The following is a 19,876-nucleotide window of genomic DNA, read 5'->3' as shown; positions in this document are numbered from 1 at the left end:
TTTGTGTAAGAGGGTTTTATCACAGAGGCCACAAAGTATTACTTTTGTTCGAACTAGTTTTCCCCTGTGTTCTCGGTGGTGGGATGAACTTTCAAAGATGGCAGACAATGGATAATAAATTATTAGCGGCCGATGACTTTAGAATGGTTGTTGATTTCTCGCCGTTGATTTCGATTGACTTGGTTGTGAAGTCGTCCGAAGGTCGGGTTTTGCTGGGTAAGAGGTTGAATAAACCTGCCAAAGGTTTTTGGTTTGTACCGGGTGGCCGGGTTTTGAAGAACGAAACTCTGACAAATGCTTTTTCACGCTTGACGAAAGTTGAGCTTGGATTTGAAGTATCAATCGATAATGCCCGTTATCTCGGTTTGTATGAGCATTTTTATGATGATAGTGCGCTTAGTGATAGTATTTCTACACACTATGTTGTTAATGCTTTTTTAATAGAATTAAATGAACTTGTGCCGACTCTACCTGTTGAGCAGCACAGTGATTATCAGTGGTTGTCTGAAATTGATTTATTGAATGCTGATAATGTACATAACCACACTAAGTGGTATTTCATGAACGAAAAAGGATATTCCGTATGATCCCTGTCATTATGGCTGGCGGTTCAGGTACTCGACTCTGGCCTCTCTCGCGCACTCAATATCCTAAGCAATTCTTAGCGCTGAATAGTGATCTTTCTATGTTGCAGGAGACGGTTAAGCGGTTAGGCCGTGTCGAGCAAGTTAATTTAATTTGCAATGAAGAACACCGTTTTCTGGCCGCAGAGCAGATGCGCATTTTAAATCAGCCTTGTTCAATCTTTCTTGAGCCTGTTGGACGAAATACCGCGCCGGCTATCGCTTTGGCTGCAATAGAGGCCGTGAGTAAAGGGCTGGGTAGCGAGTGTTTGCTAGTGTTAGCGGCTGATCATGTGATTGAAGATGAAAATGTTTTTCAGCAAGTGATCGCAAAGTCAGAGCCTTTGGCGAAAGAGGGAATGCTGGTAACCTTTGGTATTGTGCCGACGCACCCTGAAACAGGCTATGGGTATATAAAAGCTGATGTTAAAGGGCAGAGGTCCAAACAGGAAAAGACAGAACATTATCCGGTTGCTGAATTTGTTGAGAAGCCTGATCTTGAAACAGCGCAGTCTTATCTTGCTGAGGGTGGGTATTACTGGAATAGTGGAATGTTCATGTTCCGTGCTGATCGATATTTGGAAGAATTGGGTAAGTTTCGTCCTGATATTCTGGACGCTTGCCAGAAAGCGATGGCTGATACTGCGACGGATATGGATTTTGTGCGAGTAAATGCGGAGGCGTTTGGAGCTTGCCCTGATGAGTCGGTTGATTATGCGGTGATGGAACAGACTGAGCAGGCTGTTGTATTACCTCTTGATGCTGGTTGGAGTGATGTGGGCAGTTGGGCTGCGCTTTGGGAAATTAAGGACAAAGATGCAAGCGGCAATGTGCTGGATGGTGATGTTATTGCTCACAGTACAACGGGCTCATTTGTGATGTCTTCCGACCGCCTTGTAACAACGCTGGGTGTGGATAACCTGATTGTGGTTGATACCCCTGATGCATTGCTGGTGGCCGATAAGAGCCGGATTCAGGATGTTAAAATGATTGTTGCTGATATCAAGACGGCTGGCCGCAATGAGACCTTCCAGCACCGCGAGGTTTATCGCCCCTGGGGTAAGTATGATTCGATTGATGCGGGTGACCGTTATCAGGTTAAACGTATTACCGTAAAGCCAGGTGCTCGTTTATCTGTTCAGAAACACCATCATCGGGCTGAGCACTGGATTGTTGTGAGCGGGACTGCCAGGGTCACTAAGGGTGAAGAAACCTTTTTGGTGACTGAAAACCAGTCAACCTATATCCCGTTAGGGGAGGTTCACTGTCTTGAGAATCCAGGAAAGGTTGAATTGGAGTTGATTGAAATTCAATCAGGCTCTTACTTGGGTGAGGATGATATTGTTCGGTTGGAAGATCGGTATGGTAGAGTTTAATTCCGTGGGCCTAACTTAAACTCAAAATGAAAGCTGAGCCTCAGCGATGATGGTTAGTTATACATGCTTTGGCTTAATTCTTGAACAGGAGTAACTATGTGAGTGTTGCTCCTGTTCGAGATCCAAGAAAGTCCCGTCTGTTATAGTCGGCTAAATAGATCAGAATGCTTTTATTCTTACTCATTAGTAGCTTTTTTTAATGAATCTACTCTGCATTTCCCATTCATCGAAATTGTCATGCTATGGCCTATAAAAATCACATAGGCTGCTAGTCTTAGTTGCGATGATAGGAAATGAGGGTTGGTATTGTGTTTTTTTAGATTTGAGCTCGTACAAAGTGAGGCAGGTATCATGTTCAATAATAGAGATGTTATCGATCTGGCTAAACAAGCTGGCGCCACAATTATGAGTATATATCACCGGGATTTTGCTATTTATGAAAAGCAGGATGAGAGCCCCTTAACTGAGGCTGACTTAGCGTCTCATCATTGCATCGTAGATGCTTTAAAAAGGTTAACTCCCAATATTCCTGTTTTGTCTGAAGAGTCTGATGAAGGTGAACAGCTGGATCGAATGTCTTGGCAAACATATTGGTTGATTGATCCTCTTGATGGAACCAAAGAATTTATTAAGAAAAATGATGAGTTTACCGTCAATATCGCGTTGATTGATCGGGGTGAAGCCGTTTTTGGTGTTGTCTATGCGCCAGCGCTTGAGGTGACGTATTGGGGAGACTCTGATGGTGCTTTTAAAGAAGAAAACGGTCAGATTAAATCTATCCAGGTTTCAGAGGTTCCGGATGATGGTGCTGTTTGGCGTGTAGTTGGAAGTCGATCACATCAGACAGATGCATTTAAAGCGTTTGTAAACGGTCTTGCTGAAGCAGAAGTTGTTTCGATGGGGAGTTCATTGAAACTTTGCCTTGTTGCTGAAGGTGCCGCTGACTTGTATCCTCGGTTTGGTTTGACTTGTGAATGGGATACTGCGGCAGCTCATGCTGTGGTTTCAGCCGCTGGCGGCCAGGTTTTGCAATACCCTGAATTAACCCCTCTTCTATACAATACAAGACCGCAGACCTTGCTCAATCCTTTTTTTATTGTCTGTGCAGGTAAGGCGGGAGAGTGGGTTTAGAAGCGGGAGTGGTCTGATTGTTGGAGCGCTACGCTTGTTTGAAGAATTAGAAGCTTAAGGGTATTTACACCTCAGCAGGAAACTGTAATTTTCTTCACGAACTATCGTGATGATGTGTCGTTTCTGCGGAGTATATTTTTTGTTCTGTAACGTTAGATTTTCGCTATAGTGTATTTCAAATAGATGACATAAATTGTTTAGTCAGGAATTATTATGGGCCACGCAAAAAAAGATGTACCTTTTCAGTCACTGCAAATAGCGGTGTTGACGGTTTCCGATACCCGCACTCCGGAGAATGATACTTCGGGAGATGCACTGGTGGCGGGGTTGACGGAGGCTGGGCATGTGTTGGCTGATCGAGCTATCAGCATAGATGATGTGTATCAATTGCGTGCTGTTGTGTCCAAATGGATTGCTGATGACACTATTCAGGCGGTGCTTGTGACGGGCGGGACTGGTTTTACATTGCGTGATACAACGCCTGAGGCTCTGAAGCCTTTATTTGATAAGGCGATAGAGGGATACGGTGAGTTATTCCGTCAGCTGTCTTATGAAGAGATTGGTACTTCTACGGTTCAATCCCGTGCGTTTGCCGGTGTTGCCAATCAGACGGTTATCTTCTGTATGCCTGGGTCAACCGGTGCTTGTAAAACCGCCTGGAATGGCATTATTCGTGAGCAGTTGGATTCCCGTCACCGCCCTTGTAATTTCGTGGAGATGGTGATGAAAGACAAGGTTGTTGATACTGCTTGTGGACCGCGCGGATGAGTGGTGGTGGTCGGGGCTGTGATGCCCCCGCACAAAAACTGATGCCGGTTGCCCAGGCATTGGAAAAGCTGCTGGCTGAAGTGAAGCTGGTTCCTTCTGTTGAAGAGCTGGAGATTGCTGATGCGTTAGGGCGAGTTTTGGCTGTGGACCAGCTTTCGTCTGTGGATGTTCCACCGCAGGATAATAGTGCGATGGATGGCTATGCGCTGAATAGTGCTGATATAGTCGAAGGAGGGCGCTTGCCAGTGTCTCAGCGCATTCCTGCCGGAACTGCGCCTTTGCCGCTTGAACAGGGCTCCGCTGCGCGTATCTTTACCGGCTCTGAAATTCCTTTAGGTGCTGACACGGTTGTTATGCAGGAAAATACAGCGGCTGGTGAAACTGATGGTATTGCCTGGGTAGACATTAACCAACTAATGGTTGCTGGTAATAATATTCGTCAGCGGGGGCAGGATATTCGCTCTGGACAGGTCGTTATGACTGCGGGTACAAGGTTGCAAGCTACGCATCTTGGCGTACTGGCGTCCGTTGGTGTTGGCAGGGTGGCTGTGTATCGGCGGCTTAAGGTTGCTGTGTTAGCGACGGGCGATGAGTTAGTTATGCCGGGGAATCCTTTGCAGCCGGGTCAGATCTATAATTCGAACCTATTTACGTTGCGTGCTTTGCTACAGGGTTTGGGTTGTGATGTTATCGACATCGGTATTGTTGAGGATTCCCTTGAGGGTACCAAAGCGGCACTGAAGAAGGCGTCTGAGAATGCCGATTGTATTATCAGTAGCGGTGGCGTATCGGTTGGTGAAGAAGATCATGTTAAAGCGGCTGTAGAGGCTCAGGGTGAGCTTCGGCTCTGGAAAGTGGCGATAAAGCCGGGTAAACCTATGGCGTTTGGCTATGTGAATGGCGTTCCATTTTTGGGGCTGCCGGGGAACCCTGCCGCAGTGTTGGTTACCTTTAATATCTTAGCCAGACCTTTTCTTCTTAAAGCAATGGGGGCGTCTTCGCTTCATCCGAATAGCTTCATGGTAGAGGTTGGGTTTAGCCGAACTAAGGCTATTGGGCGTCAGGAGTATCTGCGGGTCGAGCTAAATGAAGGTCGAGCGGTGCTTGGGCATAGTCAGAGTTCCGGCGTGCTAAGCTCATCTGTTAGTGCTGCAGGGTATTTGGTTGTCCCTCCGAATACTGTGATATCCGAGGGTGAACGTATGACGTTTATTCCGTTTAGTGAAGTTTTGAATTAGATTTTTGCTTCAGCTCTTATTTTAGGTCTGAATTTGTTTCAGGCTGTAGAAAGTGCTGAGATCAGTGTTGGTAAAGGTGTTGATATGGTAAACGTGCTCTTTTTTGCTTCTCTGCGAGAAGTGTTGGGTGTTGGTCAGATGACTCATCCGTTCGATGGTGTTGGGAGTGCTGCAGAGCTTTTAGGTCAGCTTAAAACGCAGGGTGCGGATTGGGAGCAGGCTTTAGGCGGTCAGCTGCTGTGTTCGGTCAATCAGGAGATTGTACCTTTGGAGACTGCTATTTCAGATGGTGATGAAGTTGCTTTCTTTCCTCCTGTAACGGGTGGTTGAACTCATTGGATGTCATTATTCTAGCCGGCGGTGAAGGTCGGCGTATGGAAGGGCGTGATAAGGGGCTGGTGGCGTTTAAGTCACAGCCAATGGTCGCCTTTACTGTTGAACTGGTCAGGCCCATTGAAGCAAATATCATCATTAGTTGTAACCGTAATCTTCCGGAATATGCGGGCCTAGCCGACCAGGTAGTGGAAGATGCTTTGGAGGGTTTTCAAGGGCCTTTGGCGGGTATTCTTGCCGGGCTTAAGGTTTGTCAGTCAGCGCAGGTTTTAGTTTTGCCTTGTGATACGCCGCTTCTAGAATTGTCGCTAATTAAACGCTTGCTAACATCGGCTAAAGAAAATCCTCAGGGTATTACTGTTCTGTCAGAAGGCGATAAGCTCCATCCTTTGCATGCAGTTGTTCCTTTGTCGCTGGTGGGTGACTTGGAAAAATGGTTGGAAGGGGGGCAGCGTGCTGTGCAGCGTTGGATGAGAAATCATTCAATGCGATTGGTTGATATTGGTGATGCCCCTGAGCAGTTAAGTAATCTGAATACCTTTCATGAATTAAAGGCGTTGGAAAAGTTAAAAGCTGAGAGTTAAATGGTGGCCTACTTCGGGCTTTAGTGTTCTTGCCTAAATTAAAGTATCAGGGCGTTAAGTTATATGGATCAACTGGGAAGTTTGGTCGGTGCGTTTCTGTTGGTGTTTCTAGCAGAGTTTGGTGATAAAAGTCAGCTGGTATGTATGACCCTTGCTGCCCGTTACAGAGCTTTTCCGGTGCTGTTAGGTGCGGTGATAGCGTTTGCAGTGCTGAATCTTCTAGCCGTTGCTGTGGGTTCTGTTGCGGCAACCTGGTTTCCTCGAGAGGTTGTTCTAAGTGTTGTGGCCTTGCTATTTCTCTGGTTCGGTGTGCAGTCATTTATGACTCAGGAAGATGATGAGGACGAGGCTAAGGCGCTTTCGTTAAAAAGTGTTTTTCTCTCTGCATTGGTTATGATCTTTCTTGCTGAGTTGGGAGATAAAACTCAGTTAGCGGTGATGGGGCTTGCGAGTGCAGAACCTCCAGTGCCTGTATGGCTGGGTGCAACGCTAGCGTTAGTGATGACTTCGGCTATAGGTGTAATAGCAGGGCGGGCGTTAATGCGATATATCTCTATTATCTGGCTGCATAGAGTATCTGGGTTGTTGTTTATCACATTTGGTGTGTATGCCGGGGTTGAAGCTATACGGCTTTGGTTGTGAGTCTGAGTATGTTGGAGCTAATGTGCTAATAGGTTTTTTGATATTGCTGATTTTCCAGTTTGCTGGCGAATTAATTGTTATCGCTATTGGAATGCCTGTGCCCGGCCCTGTTGTGGGTATGGTGCTGCTGTTGATCGGTTTGATTCTTAAGGGTGAAGTGCCGGAATGTCTGCGTATTCCGAGTGAGGCTTTGCTTAAGCATCTTGCCCTGCTTTTTGTTCCGGCGGGTGTCGGTCTGATGACCCACTTTGGATTACTGAAACAGGATTGGTTGGCTATTCTGCTAGCGCTGATTGTCAGCACCGCGCTGACGATTGTTGTGACGGCCTTGATTTTGAATCCTTCTGCGAAAAAATTGCACAATCTCAATCAGGATAATAGCTGATGGAGTTCTGGGTGTTTTTCACAGCTAAGCCTCTCATGTGGCTGATCGTCACTATCATGACCTTTATTGCGACATCCTGGTTTAATCGTCGCCTGGGTGGAACTCCATTGTTACACCCTGTATTGGTATCGCTTTCTCTGATTATTGTGTTTTTGCTGCTGACGGGTACCTCCTATGAGACCTATTTTGAAGGGGCGCAGTTTATTCATTTTTTGCTAGGGCCTGCGACGGTGGCTTTAGCTGTGCCGCTTTTCGATCACTTTGAGCGAGTGAAGAAGATGCTTTTGCCTCTGATAGTTGCCTGTATGGCGGGTGCTATCACCGCTGCGGCTTCCGCGCTTCTGGTCGCGCAGGCACTGGACGCCTCTGTTGGTACGTTGTTATCAATCGCGCCGAAGTCGGTGACTTCGCCTATCGCTATCGGAATAGCTGAGAAGTTAGGGGGGTATCCTTCGCTGGCGTCAGGGTTGGTGCTTATTACCGGGGCAATAGGTTGTGTCTTAGCGCCAGCGATCTATCGAATTTTGAATATAACCGACGAAGCCGTTAAGGGTTTTACGCTGGGAGTCTCTGCGCATGGTATGGGGACAGCCTATGCCTTTGAGTATGGATTAATGGCGGGGGCGTTTGGTGGTCTGGCGATGGGAATGACCGGCGCTTTTACTGCATTTATGCTGCCACTGCTGGTGTCTTTGCTGGGAATTGGTTAAAAGCTGAAGTGAGAAATCCAGCTGTTTCGCGTGTCGGAACGTTTCGCTTGTCTGTAGTTCGTGCATTAAAACCAAAATCAGTAGTTTTATAAATATCGTTATTGTTATGCTGCTTTACGGGCATCTGGCAAGCCAATTGTTTGGGCTTCAGCCTTTGGTCTCGCCTTATGTTGCATTGCAAAAAACGTGTGTGAGGAGTAAAGTGCCGAACCTTGATTTGCTCCTTTTATTATCTGTTTTAGTTTGAATGGTATGGTTTCTAGCATGACTCCTATAGAGCGTTATAAAAAAGATCTTGAACGGGATGACTTTTCCTACGATGCGGCTCAGGAAGTTGCGGTTAAGCACCTGCAGCGTCTTTTTGATGATCTGGTAGCTCAGCAGCGTGCTCCAAAGCCTGTGGGTTTGGTGGGGCGTTTATCCAGCAGGTTTAAGAAGCAACAGGTTGAACCGGTAAAAGGGATCTATTTCTGGGGAGGTGTTGGGCGGGGTAAAACCTATCTGATGGATACCTTTTTTGATAGCCTGCCGTTTGAGCGCAAAGAGCGTACCCACTTCCATCGTTTTATGCAGCGTGTTCATAAAGAGCTGAGACTGCTGGACGGCACGCCTAACCCTCTGGTTGCGATTGGTAAGAAGTATGCGGAAGAGTTTCAGATAATCTGTTTTGATGAGTTCTTCGTTACCGATATTACCGATGCAATGATTCTCGGCGGTCTTCTTGAAGAGCTGTTTAAAAACGGCGTGTCGCTGGTGGCAACTTCAAATATCGTCCCTGATGGTTTGTATGAGAACGGGCTTCAGAGAGCTCGTTTTCTGCCGGCAATTGATATGCTGAATAAATTCACCGAAGTGGTAAATGTTGATAGTGGCGTTGACTACCGTTTACGTACGCTAGAACAAGCAGAGCTATATCACTTCCCGCTGGATGATGCCGCTGATGTGAGTCTGAATCAAAGCTTTGTAAGTCTGGCGCCGGATATTGATGAAGTGGTCGAGTCTGACGTGTTGGATATTAATGGCCGCGATATTAAGTTCCGTCGCTGCTGTGAGGATGTTGTCTGGTTTGATTTTGCCGAGCTTTGTGAAGGGCCTCGGAGCCAGAACGACTATATCGAGCTGGGTAAGATTTTTCATGCGGTACTGATTAGTAATGTACCACAGCTGGGTCGTAACAATGATGATGCGGCACGCCGCTTTGTTAACCTGGTAGATGAGTTTTATGACAGTGGTGTGAAGTTGATTCTCTCTGCTGAGAAATCTATTCATGAAATCTACAGCGAAGGGCGATTGGAGTTCGAAATTCAGCGAACGCAGAGCCGCTTGCTAGAGATGCAGTCGCACGAATACCTGGCGAAAGAGCATCGGGCATAACGGCAGTTGCCAGACACGGCTTCGCCGCTTGCTAGTGGTTAGACATCGCTGCGCGAATTGCTAGAACGGAAGAGTCACCTATTGGTGGCTTTTTTGTGAGGTGTTTGTAGGAGGTGTGCCCTCACGCCGATGAGGTTAATATAGTCGTCAGACGCGGCTTCGCCGCTTGCTAGTGGTTAGACGTCGCTTCGCGACTTGCTAGAAAAGAAAGGTTGCTGTTGGTGGCTTTTTTGTTTTGGAATACTAGGTCTTCGGAGTTAGATTCTTTTAGAAAGCTCTTCTCAATGTCCTTTGTGTTCTCTGTGGTAAATCGCTTTTATCGTTTTGGTTTTTGTTTGTTCTTTTCTAGCAAGCAAAGCGAAGCTTTGTGTCTGGCAGCGACGAAGTCGCGTTCTAGCAGCTAGCGGCTAAATTTAGTTGGCATCTTTTCGCAGTTGCAGTATAATCCGCGCTCCTTCGGACTGGTCCGGGGATTTTTGACGTTGTAGACCTCGGTTTACAACCAATAATTATAAGGTCGTCGAGTACTGATAACTTGTTGAAGTTAAAGTATTTAGACTGATGTATAGGTAATATTATCATGACTACATTTAGCGCAAAGCCTGCAGAGGTTAAACGCGACTGGTATGTTGTCGACGCTGAGGGTAAAACTCTGGGTCGTATGGCTACTGAAATCGCTCGTCGTCTGCGTGGCAAGCATAAAGCAGAATTTACTCCTCACGTTGATACTGGCGATTACATCATCGTTATTAACGCTGAGAAAGTTAACGTAACCGGTAACAAGCGTAAGGACAAAATGTACTATCGCCATACTGGTTACCCAGGTGGTTTGCGTGAAACTTCTTTCGAGAAGATGGTTGAGACTCAGCCAACACGCACCATCGAACTGGCCGTTAAAGGTATGCTACCTAAAGGTCCCCTGGGTCGCGCTATGTACACCAAGATGAAGGTGTACGCTGGTGCAGAACATCCGCATGCGGCTCAACAGCCACAAGAACTGAACGTCTAAGGGGCAGGTCAACATGTCTACAACTCAGTATTACGGCACAGGCCGTCGTAAGTCCTCTACAGCACGTGTATTTCTGCGTCCAGGTACAGGCAAAATCACTGTAAACCAACGTGAGCTTGATGTTTACTTTGGTCGCGAAACTGCTCGCATGATCGTTCGCCAGCCTCTTGAGCTGACGGGTAACCATGAGAAGTTCGATGTTTACATTACCGTTAAAGGTGGTGGTGGTACCGGTCAGGCTGGTGCAATCCGTCACGGTATTACTCGTGCATTGATGGTTTTTGATGAAACTCTGCGCCCAGAATTGCGTGCTGCTGGTTTCGTTACCCGTGATGCTCGTGAAGTTGAGCGTAAGAAAGTGGGTCTACGTAAAGCACGTAAGAAGCCTCAGTTCTCCAAGCGTTAATTCGCTACGATACAGTTTCTGTATCGCACAAAAAAACGCCCGCGCCAGCAATGGTTCGGGCGTTTTTTTTGGTTTCGATTTTTCTCTCGCAGGGTGAGGTCAAAGCAAGCTCGACTATAGGCGTAAAAAGGGGGGTTTACGCCTAATTAGCCTTGTAAGAAGAGGGGAATTTCATTATTATTTGGGCCATTTTAAAAATCCGTTAATTCGGTATTCATTACTGAGCAACTAGACAATTGCTGCGCTGCAATAGCGCGGGGGTTAAAAGGTTGAGTGAGGGGAGATAATCTTAATGAGTAATGACGGCGTGAATAAGGGACGGCGACGTCTTCTGATCGGTGCCACTTCTGCTGTTGGGGCAGTAGGTGCCGTAGGAGCAGCTGTTCCGTTCGTGGCTTCATGGAATCCGAGTGCAAAGGCGAAAACTGCTGGTGCACCGGTGAAAGTTGATGTCAGTAAACTTGAATACGGTCAGCAGACTGTCGTTCAATGGCGTGGCAAGCCTGTGTGGATTGTTCGTCGTGACGCTAAGGCTTTAGCTGATTTGGCGACACTTGATGATACTCTGGCTGATCCAAAATCAGAGGTTCCACAGCAGCCTAACTATGTGCCGGGCACACCTGCTCGAGCGATTCGCGAAGATATCGTTGTGCTGGTGGGTATCTGTACACACCTGGGTTGTTCTCCGACTTACCGCCCTGAAGTTGCACCTGAAGATCTCGGTCCTCAGTGGGTTGGCGGTTTCTATTGTCCATGTCACGGTTCTCGCTTCGACTTGTCTGGCCGTGTTGTGAAGAGCTCACCAGCGCCAACTAACTTGGTTGTTCCGCCTCATTTCTATGAGAGCGATAACGTAATTATTGTTGGTGTTGATCAGGAGACTGCATAATGGCTGGCGCACGTAATAAAGGAAATCCAGGCGTTATGGGCTGGATCGATGATCGTTTCCCACTCACTGCGATGTGGGATGATCATCTGGCAAAATACTATGCTCCAAAGAATTTCAATTTCTGGTATTTCTTCGGTTCACTGGCGATGTTGGTTCTTGTTAACCAGCTACTGACCGGTATCTGGTTGACTATGAGCTATAACCCAACAGCGGAAGGTGCGTTTGCTTCTGTTGAATATATCATGCGTGATATAGATTATGGTTGGCTGCTTCGTTATATGCACTCTACCGGTGCATCTGCATTTTTCGCTGTTGTTTACCTGCATATGTTCCGTGGTGTGTTGTACGGTTCTTACCGTAAGCCGCGTGAGTTGATATGGCTCTTTGGTATGGCGATCTATCTGGCGCTGATGGCTGAGGCATTCATGGGCTATCTGCTTCCATGGGGGCAGATGTCATATTGGGGTGCTCAGGTAATCGTATCTCTGTTCTCTGCTATACCGGTTATTGGTCCGGATCTGGCTGAGTGGATTCGTGGCGACTACGTGATTTCAGGTGTTACCCTGAATCGCTTCTTCTCTCTGCACGTTGTTGCGTTGCCTATAGTGCTGTTGGCGCTGGTTGTCCTGCACATCATCGCGCTACACGAAGTGGGTTCTAACAACCCTGACGGTATCGAGATTAAAGACAAGAAAGATGAGAATGGCGTCCCACTAGACGGTATTCCTTTCCACCCTTACTACTCTGTTAAAGATATTGTAGGTGTTGTGGTGTTCTTGTTTGTGTTCTGTTTGATCATCTTCTTCTTCCCGGAGATGGGTGGTTACTTCATTGAGAAGCCTAACTTTGAACCTGCTAACCCGCTGAAGACGCCTCCGCATATTGCGCCGGTATGGTACTTCACGCCGTTCTACGCAATGTTGCGTGCGATTCCGCCAATTCTGGGTTCTCAGTTCCCAGGTGTGGTTGTGATGGGTGGTGCGATTGCTATTCTGTTTGTTCTGCCATGGCTTGACCGTAGTCCGGTTAAATCCATGCGTTACAAAGGTTGGATTAGCAAAGTTTGGTTGGCTATCTTTGCTGTGAGCTTTGTTGTTCTTGGGTATTTGGGTGTGGTTGCTTCAACACCAGGTCGTACAGTTGTCGCACAGATCTGTACAGGGTTGTACTTTGCGTACTTCTTCCTGATGCCGTTCTACACCAGAATGGAAAGCACTAAACCGGTACCAGAAAGGGTGACAGGCTAATGAAAAAGTTTTTTATCGCAATCGTTATGGTGCTGGTGCCTATGGTAGCCAGTGCGAGTACGGGTGGGGTGCATCTGGATAGTATGGATGCTGACCACACTAATCAGGAGTCTTTGCAGCGTGGTATGAAGACTTTTGTAAACCATTGTATGGGTTGTCACTCAGCTAACTACCAGCGCTTTGATCGTGCTGCTAATGATATCGGCCTGCCGGTTGATTTGATGGCTGAGAATCTGATCTTTGGTGAGCAGAAGTCTGGTGAGCAGATGACTATTGCTATGCCTCAGGATGATGCTGCCAAGTGGTTTGGTACTCCTCCACCAGATTTGACTCTTGAAACGCGTTTACGTGGTGAAGATTGGATCTATACTTACCTACGTAGCTTTTACACAGACAGTGCGCGCCCTTGGGGTGTGAACAATGTTGTCTTCCCGGATGTTGGTATGCCTAACGTTCTAGAAGGTCTGCAAGGTGTTCAGAAGCAAAATTGTTCTGCTGAAGAGATGGCGCATCAGGGGGGAGAGAGTAAAATTGATCCTCTGACTGGTTTACAGATTGGTACTGGATGTCTGACTATTTCTGAGAAAGGTTCTCAGTCTGTTGAAGAGTTCGACAAAACTATCTATGACTTGGTGAACTTCATGTCTTACATGGGTAACCCTGTTAAGATGGAGTCTCAGGCAATTGGTTATAAAGTGCTGATCTTCCTGGCTATCTTCTTCGTATTTGCTTACGCACTGAAGAAAGAGTACTGGAAAGACGTTCACTAAACGTCTGTCGGTTAGTAATGCCTATACGCGGTCCGACTTTGTCGGTCCGCGTATATTTTTTTTATGGAATATGTGAAACGGGGTGATTTAATGGGTGTAGTGGCCAAGCGTTCGTCTATGACTTTTTACTCCGATGGCAATGATCATTACAGCCATCGGGTGCGTATCGTTCTGGCGGAAAAGGGTGTTGCAGTTGAGATCAATGACTGCGATCCGAATAATTTGCCTGAGGATCTGGCTTCACTGAATCCATACAACAGCCTGCCGACCCTTCTGGATCGTGAGCTGGTTTTGTATGAGCCAAATGTGATGATGGAGTATCTGGATGAGCGTTTTCCTCATCCACCGCTACTGCCTGTCTATCCTGTTGCACGTGCTGAAAGTCGTTTGTATATGTATCGCATTCAGCGTGACTGGTGTGCTCTGGCAGATGTTATTCTGAACGCAGAGGATGCTGACGAAGCTGAAGAGGCGCGTAAAGCGTTACGCGATAGCCTTGTGGCTGTTTCGCCAATCTTTGGTGAAAAAGATTTCTTCATGAGCGAAGAGTTTACGCTGGTTGATTGCTGTATTGCTCCGCTGTTGTGGCGTTTGGAAATTCTGGGTGTTGAATTACCAGAAGCTCAAAGTAAAGAGTTGATTAAGTATATGACTCGCTTATTTGAGCGTGAGTCTTTCCAGGTCAGTCTGTCAGAAGAAGAGCGCGAAATGCGTGACTGATAGTAAGTGTTTTTTCAAAAAGGATGAGTATCTACTCGTCCTTTTTTTTGGAGTGTAATAATGCAATCTAGTCGTGGTTATCTGATTCGGGCACTAAATGAATGGATTTTAGAGTGTGGCTGGACGCCGCATCTGGTAATTGATGCTGAGATCCAGGGTGTAATGGTGCCGCAGCAATTTATCAGTGATGGGCAGATAGTATTGAACATTGCTCCGTCTGCTGTGCAAGATGTAATGATCGATAATGATGCGGTTAGTTTTAGTGCTCGCTTTGGCGGAGTGCCGATGAATGTCTTTGCGCCAATGGTGTCTGTGTTGGCTATCTATGCGCGTGAGAACGGTCAGGGCATGGGTTTTGGCTCAGAGCCGGGTGTTGAGGCTTTGCATGAGGAAGAGGGGTCAGATAACGATCCTAAACCCCCAGAAGGCCCTAAGCCGAAAGCACGTCCTTCGCTTAAGGTTGTTAAGTAAAGCGAAGTTACATGCCCTCTGGTCAAGGCATCGCGAGTACTGTCGGTGTTCATTCTTTCCGTCGTGAGTTTTTCTTCTGTAAATAAAAAAACCGCCATCAGGCGGTTTTTTTAAAAGCAAAAATACTAGGGAGGGTATTTCTTCCTGTATCCCTTAATCTATATATTCGAATATTTTCACGATCTTCTGAATTCCGTTAACGCCACGGACAACTCGGATTGCGTTATCAGACTGTATTCGGCTTACTAGGCCCATCAAATAGACGACGCCGTTCTCAGTAACGATTTTAATTTGCGTGGCATCAACTTGCTTATCGCCAAGCATGTTAGCTTTGATTTTTGCAGTAATCCAGGTATCGCTGGCGCGGGTGAGAGTCGAAGTTGGGCTGGTTACCGTCAATTCATTGTGAATCCGGCGAATTTTACGTACCTGGCTAACAATTTGTTCGGCTTCCATGCGGCTTTCTTCAGTAGCGACCTGGCCGGCAATTAGTACCACGCCATTAAAGCTAGTTACGCTGACATGGCTGCTGCTGAGCTCTACAGAGCCTTTGCTGATATTGACGTGGGATTTGATCTCTATCAGTTCGTCATCGACAAAGCTGCCGGTGGTGCGGTCGGTGCGAACTTCCTGAATGGGTTCCTCTTTGACGCTGCTGACTATTGTAGAGCAGCCGCTGGTTATAAGGCCTGCTATCGTCAGGATAATTATCCGTTTCATTAATTATTCTCCACCAAAAAGTTGGTAATCAATCAGGTCGCACAAAGCGTGCAGAATTAAAGTCTGGGCACCGAAAATAAGTGCTGGGTCGTCTGCTGGAATGCAAAACTCCACCTCATCTGGCAGTAATAGAGAGTGGATATTGTCATTAGTTCCCCCGGTTAGTGCAATTACTAGCATATCTCTGTCGTGGGCTGCTTGAATTGCCTGAACCAGGTTGGAGCTTTTGCCGTCTGTGGATAAGATTAACAGCAGGTCGCCAGGCTGACCTAATGCACGGATCTGCTTGGAAAAGATATCATTGAACTGTCCATCTTGAGCGATGCCTGTCAGAGCTGAGCCATCTGCACTGAGGGAAATGGCCGGAAGACCAGGGCGCTCGTGGCGAAACTGGTTCATGAGCAGGCTGCTGAAGTGTTGTGAAAGGGCCGCACTGCCGCCATTGCCGCAGCAGATTATCTTATTTTCAGACATAAGACAGCTGAGCATCAATTCTCCGGCATGGGAGATTAGCGGTGTGTATTCTTCGATGGTTTGGGCATTAACCTCCATGCTGTTATGGAATAGGCTAATTACTCGGTCTTGAAGTACCATCGGTGCTCCTGTCAGAAAGTGGCTTCAGGTCTGAAGGCGTCTTTATACCATATAGGGCAGGAATCTCCACTCCCGTTGTCCTTATTGGCCTCAAATGCGACAACATCAAACCGACATATTGGCAGGTTACTGCTTTTCTGCTGGCTGAGGAAGTAACTTGCTGTTTTTATTAATTTCTTCTGTTTGTGATAATCAACTGAAAAGCTGGCTCCGCCCCATTGTTGGTGGCGTCTGCTGCGCACCTCTACAAAAACCAGTTGGTCATTGTGATGCATGATTAAATCGATTTCGCCAAACCTGCAGCGGTAATTTTTCTCTACTAGCTTGAGCCCCTGTTTTTTTAAATAGTTAAGGGCGTTTTGTTCGGCGTCCCTGCCGATTTTTTGTCTGTCCATAATGTGTCTTATTCCATTGGAATGGCAATTCCCTGCTTGAAAATATTCCAGTTGAGGGTGCGTACAATCTGATTGTTTTCACTGATTGATAGTGCGCCTGTCTCGCCTTCTATTTTAGCTGATGGCGATGCGGATAGTTGGGCAAGGAAGGGGAATAGGCCGAATGCATCAATCCCCAGTGCGTAGAGGCGCCCATAACGACTGTCAGTATTGTCTCGCTGTTGAGCTAGTTGCAAGTGCGCAGCTGATGGGGCGCTACTTATCCAGGGAGTCGATACAAAGCGAATGCCGTTCAGATCCTGATCTTCGATGGCTGCTTCATTGCCGCTATAAATGTGAGATGTGGCATAGACTGGAATTCTTCCAGCATAGTAAAACGCCAGCGTAGGTTTGATTTGTCGTGCAGCCTGGGGGAGGGCAGATAGAAAAATAGCATCGACGTCCTGACGGCGGCGATCTTCAAATTCGGGTCTTTCACCAATAATCTTAATCAGTTGTTGGCGCCGTTGATTGCTTTGTTCGGTTCCCAGTAGGCTGGCGATCTGTTCTGAGTAGTTTTCATCACGCCCATAGCTATAACTGTCTAGTACGGTACCGCCAAGCTGTGTGAAGCGCTGTTGGAAGGCTGCCGCAGCGCGTTGCCCCCAGTCGGTTCCCGGGGTGTAGATAAGCGCCTTGCTTTTTTGGTCCTGCCAGATCTGTTCTGCCGCTTGCGATGCTTCGTCTTCTATAGAGAGCCCGAACTGGTATACATTTTCCTGCTGACTGTTGGCGACGGTGTTCAGTGTTAATGTTGGAATGGGCGCTGGACCGAAATTAATCAGGCTTTCAACCATCTCTTTTTCTAGCGGCCCGATTATCAGATCGATTCCGCGTTCCTGTGCTACCTGATAGAGCTGTTCGGGGGATTTAATTATGTTTGAGTCGAGCATCGTGACTTTGGCGGTGCTATCACCAGCACGAACGGCATTATAATGAGCAGTCATAAAGCCGGTTATGATCGCTTCGGCAGGTTTTTCCAGGCTGCCGCTCATGGGTAGGAAAAGTGCGATGTGGTCAGCGCTTAGGGTATCAGTTGCTGTGACAGCTAATAGCGCTGATGGTGGCGTCTGTTGGGCTGGGTGAGACTGCCAAAGGGTGTTCCATTGTTGCAGTAGTTGATTTTGCTGCCCCAGATCTCGTGCTGTTGTGGTGCTTAATGCAAGTTCATACCAGCCTTGTTGGTAATAGCTGTTGTCCGGTTGCTGACTGAGCTGCTTTAGCTGGGGGGCGGGAAGTTTGATAAGCAGATCCCAAATCCGATTATGCAGTGTTTCGGTTTTTTCATTCAGACTGTAGTTACTGAGTTGAATAAGTTGTAGCAGTTCACTAAGGGGGTTTTGCTGATATCGATATGCGTCTGCTTGCATTTCGCCGATTTTATATTGCTGTTCTACAGGCAGGTTGATCGTTGTTTCTGGTGTGAGTTGTTGTAGATAGCGCAATGCGCTCTGGCCATCCTGTTGTTCTAGGGCAGAGCGGGCTTTAAGTTCAGCTATCTCGAATTGTAATCCTGGTGTCAGATATTCCAGGTCAATCTCTTCCAGTAGGCGTGCGGCTTCGTCTTTACGGCCTAATTGGATAAGCTTTCGTGCAGCTTCTGTTTTTAGCTGGGCGCTTTTTATTGGCGCAGCAGTCTCGGCTTTTGAGAGCAGCTCGGCGACCTGTTGCATAGGGTCACCGGGCTTTTGGGTGGCTATATTGGTTGTCTGAGTACCACAGCCTGCTAGAAAAAGTGCCGCGCTTGCGGTTAGGACAAGAGACAGACGACTTGGAAACGTCATATACTTTCACACCCTGAATTATAAATGGCTCGAATACCGATGTCCGAAGCAGTTTTGTATGTAGTTGCAACGCCGATTGGCAACCTGGAAGATATTACGCCGCGCGCGCTCCGAATATTGGAGTCTGTTGCATTAATCGCAGCTGAAGATACCCGTCACAGTGGACGTTTGCTGTCACATTTTAATATCAAAACGCCGATGATAGCAGTTCATGACCACAATGAACGCCAGCAACAGCAAAAAATTATTGAAAAGTTACAGCAAGGGAAGGATATCGCACTTATTTCTGATGCTGGGACACCTCTTATTTCTGATCCCGGCTTTATTCTTGTGAGAGAAGTGCGGGCTGCAGGGTTTCAAGTAGCACCAGTGCCTGGTTGTTGTGCTTTGGTTGCTGCGCTCTGTGCGGCGGGCGTGCCTTCTGATCGCTTTGCTTTTGAAGGTTTTCCTCCAGCGAAGTCTCAACAGCGGTTGAATTACTACGCAGCACGGGCAAATGAAACCAGAACGCTTATGTTTTATGAGTCACCTCACCGAATTATCGATAGCCTGAAAGATATCGTCACGGCCTTTGGTTCCGAACGCTCGATTGTACTGGCCAGGGAATTAACAAAAACCTTTGAAACTTTCCTTGGAGGTACTGCAGAAGAGGTGCTTGCGCAGGTTGAGGCTGATCCAAATCAGCGAAGAGGTGAGTTTGTATTAATGATTGAAGGCGCGCCGGAGCAAGATGATAGTTTGCTCGACCCCCGGAGTAGTGAGGTACTGGATATTCTGTTGGAAGAGCTTTCTGTGAAGCAAGCTTCTGCGTTAGCAGCCCGGATTACAGGTGTTAAAAAGAAGGTGTTATATCAGGCGGCGCTTGAACGAAAATAATTCATCAGCTCTTTTAATCTTTGGCTTGCTAATGGTGGGTGTGCTGGTATCCTTTGCGCCGTAGAGTTCGCTAGGCAATCGCCGCTCCTGTAAAGGAGGGGAGGAAAGTCCGGGCTCCATAGAGCAGGGTGCCAGGTAATGCCTGGGGGGCGTAAGCCTACGGAAAGTGCAGCAGAGAGCAGACCGCCTACGTTTTCTGTTTACAGAAAGCCGGTAAGGGTGAAAGGGTGCGGTAAGAGCGCACCGCATGAGTGGCAACATTTCATGGCATGGTAAACCCCACCTGGAGCAAGACCAAATAGGAATCCACGAAGGTATGGCTCATATCGGATTCGGGTAGGTCGCTCGAGGCCTGTGGCGACGCAGGCCCTAGATGAATGATTGTCCACGACAAAACCCGGCTTATCGGCGAACTCTACACCAATTTTTACAGTATCTTCAGTGGATTACAGATTGAAGGTATTAAGACTTAGATGAATGATTGCCCACGACGGCTCTTCAAAAAAACTCAGGGCTATCGGCGAACTCTACAACTAATTCTTAAAATATCTTCAATGGATGAAGTGTTGAAGGTATCAAGCTCTGGATGAATGATTGTCCACGACGGCTCTTCAAAAAAACTCAGGGCTTATCGGCGAACTCTACACCAAATTTTACAGTATCTTCAGTGGATTACAGATTGAAGGTATTAAAACTTAGATGAATGATTGCCCACGACAGCTCTTCAAAAAAATCAGGGCTTATCGGCGAGATCTACAGCTAATTATTAAAATATCTTCAGTGGATTGCAGA

At 47.1% G+C, this 19,876-nt stretch carries 23 protein-coding genes and 1 other RNA gene; 20 read left to right on the top strand and 4 right to left on the bottom strand.

The genetic code is table 11. The features are described from left to right. The first annotated feature begins 107 nt into the window (after nt 1–107). From QZZ54_RS13710 to QZZ54_RS13625, 18 genes are all read left to right on the top strand, one after another. On the top strand, nt 108–587 hold the full coding sequence (locus tag QZZ54_RS13710) for a GDP-mannose mannosyl hydrolase (RefSeq protein WP_290703260.1): 480 nt from the start codon (nt 108–110) through the stop codon (nt 585–587). After that, complete coding sequence (locus QZZ54_RS13705) at nt 584–1,999, top strand: mannose-1-phosphate guanylyltransferase/mannose-6-phosphate isomerase (protein ID WP_290703259.1); 1,416 nt, start codon at nt 584–586, stop codon at nt 1,997–1,999. The genes QZZ54_RS13710 and QZZ54_RS13705 overlap by 4 nt, the downstream gene beginning before the upstream one ends. Before the next feature lie 351 nt (nt 2,000–2,350). Continuing rightward, nucleotides 2,351–3,130: a 3'(2'),5'-bisphosphate nucleotidase CysQ gene (cysQ, locus tag QZZ54_RS13700; protein WP_290703258.1), complete on the top strand. Its 780-nt coding sequence runs from the start codon at nt 2,351–2,353 to the stop codon at nt 3,128–3,130. A gap of 213 nt (nt 3,131–3,343) precedes the next feature. Beyond that, entirely contained in the window at nt 3,344–3,898 is a 555-nt protein-coding gene (gene moaB / locus QZZ54_RS13695; protein WP_290703257.1) for a molybdenum cofactor biosynthesis protein B, read from the top strand. Next, the gene (gene glp, locus QZZ54_RS13690; protein WP_290703256.1) at nt 3,895–5,136 is read left to right on the top strand and encodes a gephyrin-like molybdotransferase Glp; all 1,242 of its coding nucleotides are present in this window, start codon (nt 3,895–3,897) and stop codon (nt 5,134–5,136) included. The genes moaB and glp overlap by 4 nt, the downstream gene beginning before the upstream one ends. A 33-nt stretch (nt 5,137–5,169) precedes the next feature. Further along, nucleotides 5,170–5,466: a MoaD/ThiS family protein gene (locus QZZ54_RS13685; RefSeq protein WP_290703255.1), complete on the top strand. Its 297-nt coding sequence runs from the start codon at nt 5,170–5,172 to the stop codon at nt 5,464–5,466. 5 nt (nt 5,467–5,471) lie between these two features. After that, the gene (gene mobA / locus QZZ54_RS13680) at nt 5,472–6,053 is read left to right on the top strand and encodes a molybdenum cofactor guanylyltransferase MobA (RefSeq protein WP_290703254.1); all 582 of its coding nucleotides are present in this window, start codon (nt 5,472–5,474) and stop codon (nt 6,051–6,053) included. 63 nt (nt 6,054–6,116) lie between these two features. Beyond that, nucleotides 6,117–6,695 (top strand): TMEM165/GDT1 family protein, encoded by a 579-nt coding sequence (locus tag QZZ54_RS13675; protein WP_290703253.1) that lies wholly within the window; start codon nt 6,117–6,119, stop codon nt 6,693–6,695. Between the two features lie 22 nt (nt 6,696–6,717). Then, complete coding sequence (locus QZZ54_RS13670; protein ID WP_290703252.1) at nt 6,718–7,080, top strand: CidA/LrgA family protein; 363 nt, start codon at nt 6,718–6,720, stop codon at nt 7,078–7,080. Beyond that, nucleotides 7,080–7,790, top strand: a complete 711-nt coding sequence (locus QZZ54_RS13665) for an LrgB family protein (protein ID WP_290703251.1) — start codon at nt 7,080–7,082, stop codon at nt 7,788–7,790. Before QZZ54_RS13670 ends, QZZ54_RS13665 begins: the two co-directional genes overlap by 1 nt. A 264-nt stretch (nt 7,791–8,054) precedes the next feature. Next, nucleotides 8,055–9,164 carry a cell division protein ZapE gene (zapE, locus tag QZZ54_RS13660; protein ID WP_290703250.1) on the top strand — a complete coding sequence of 370 codons (1,110 nt, stop codon included), beginning with the start codon at nt 8,055–8,057 and terminating at the stop codon, nt 9,162–9,164. Nucleotides 9,165–9,744: 580 nt separating this feature from the next. Continuing rightward, the gene (gene rplM / locus QZZ54_RS13655; RefSeq protein ID WP_290703249.1) at nt 9,745–10,173 is read left to right on the top strand and encodes a 50S ribosomal protein L13; all 429 of its coding nucleotides are present in this window, start codon (nt 9,745–9,747) and stop codon (nt 10,171–10,173) included. Nucleotides 10,174–10,186: 13 nt separating this feature from the next. Beyond that, on the top strand, nt 10,187–10,579 hold the full coding sequence (gene rpsI / locus QZZ54_RS13650; RefSeq protein ID WP_290703248.1) for a 30S ribosomal protein S9: 393 nt from the start codon (nt 10,187–10,189) through the stop codon (nt 10,577–10,579). Nucleotides 10,580–10,871: 292 nt separating this feature from the next. After that, entirely contained in the window at nt 10,872–11,468 is a 597-nt protein-coding gene (petA, locus tag QZZ54_RS13645) for a ubiquinol-cytochrome c reductase iron-sulfur subunit (protein ID WP_290703247.1), read from the top strand. Further along, the gene (locus tag QZZ54_RS13640; protein WP_290703246.1) at nt 11,468–12,715 is read left to right on the top strand and encodes a cytochrome bc complex cytochrome b subunit; all 1,248 of its coding nucleotides are present in this window, start codon (nt 11,468–11,470) and stop codon (nt 12,713–12,715) included. The genes petA and QZZ54_RS13640 overlap by 1 nt, the downstream gene beginning before the upstream one ends. After that, the gene (locus QZZ54_RS13635) at nt 12,715–13,485 is read left to right on the top strand and encodes a cytochrome c1 (protein WP_290703245.1); all 771 of its coding nucleotides are present in this window, start codon (nt 12,715–12,717) and stop codon (nt 13,483–13,485) included. The genes QZZ54_RS13640 and QZZ54_RS13635 overlap by 1 nt, the downstream gene beginning before the upstream one ends. 90 nt (nt 13,486–13,575) lie before the next feature. Beyond that, nucleotides 13,576–14,205 carry a stringent starvation protein SspA gene (gene sspA, locus QZZ54_RS13630; protein WP_290703313.1) on the top strand — a complete coding sequence of 210 codons (630 nt, stop codon included), beginning with the start codon at nt 13,576–13,578 and terminating at the stop codon, nt 14,203–14,205. Nucleotides 14,206–14,265: 60 nt separating this feature from the next. Next, nucleotides 14,266–14,676 (top strand): ClpXP protease specificity-enhancing factor, encoded by a 411-nt coding sequence (locus QZZ54_RS13625; protein WP_290703244.1) that lies wholly within the window; start codon nt 14,266–14,268, stop codon nt 14,674–14,676. A 153-nt stretch (nt 14,677–14,829) separates the two neighbouring features. Here QZZ54_RS13625 and QZZ54_RS13620 read toward each other — a convergent pair whose 3' ends face one another. From QZZ54_RS13620 to QZZ54_RS13605, 4 genes are read right to left on the bottom strand one after another with little or no spacing between them, the layout of a single operon-like run. After that, entirely contained in the window at nt 14,830–15,396 is a 567-nt protein-coding gene (locus tag QZZ54_RS13620; protein WP_290703243.1) for a BON domain-containing protein, read from the bottom strand. Nucleotides 15,397–15,399: 3 nt separating this feature from the next. After that, a complete protein-coding gene (locus QZZ54_RS13615) occupies nt 15,400–15,990 on the bottom strand; it encodes an SIS domain-containing protein (protein WP_290703242.1) in 591 nt (196 codons plus the stop codon). Between the two features lie 11 nt (nt 15,991–16,001). Continuing rightward, a complete protein-coding gene (locus QZZ54_RS13610; RefSeq protein WP_290703241.1) occupies nt 16,002–16,385 on the bottom strand; it encodes a YraN family protein in 384 nt (127 codons plus the stop codon). An 8-nt stretch (nt 16,386–16,393) separates the two neighbouring features. Further along, nucleotides 16,394–18,208 (bottom strand): penicillin-binding protein activator, encoded by a 1,815-nt coding sequence (locus QZZ54_RS13605; protein ID WP_290703240.1) that lies wholly within the window; start codon nt 18,206–18,208, stop codon nt 16,394–16,396. 39 nt (nt 18,209–18,247) lie between these two features. On the opposite strand from QZZ54_RS13605, the gene rsmI reads away from it, so the two are divergent. Together rsmI and rnpB are read left to right on the top strand one after the other, a co-directional pair. Continuing rightward, nucleotides 18,248–19,084, top strand: a complete 837-nt coding sequence (gene rsmI, locus QZZ54_RS13600; protein ID WP_290703239.1) for a 16S rRNA (cytidine(1402)-2'-O)-methyltransferase — start codon at nt 18,248–18,250, stop codon at nt 19,082–19,084. 62 nt (nt 19,085–19,146) lie between these two features. After that, an RNA gene (gene rnpB / locus QZZ54_RS13595) (RNase P RNA component class A) lies at nt 19,147–19,505 on the top strand. Nucleotides 19,506–19,876 lie beyond the last annotated feature (371 nt).

Origin of the sequence: Amphritea sp. (assembly GCF_016744155.1) — a bacterium.
In the GTDB taxonomy this organism is placed as follows: Bacteria; Pseudomonadota; Gammaproteobacteria; order Pseudomonadales; family Balneatricaceae; genus Amphritea.
Note: the sequence above shows the minus strand (reverse complement) of the source record. Positions and strands in the feature narration are given on the sequence as shown.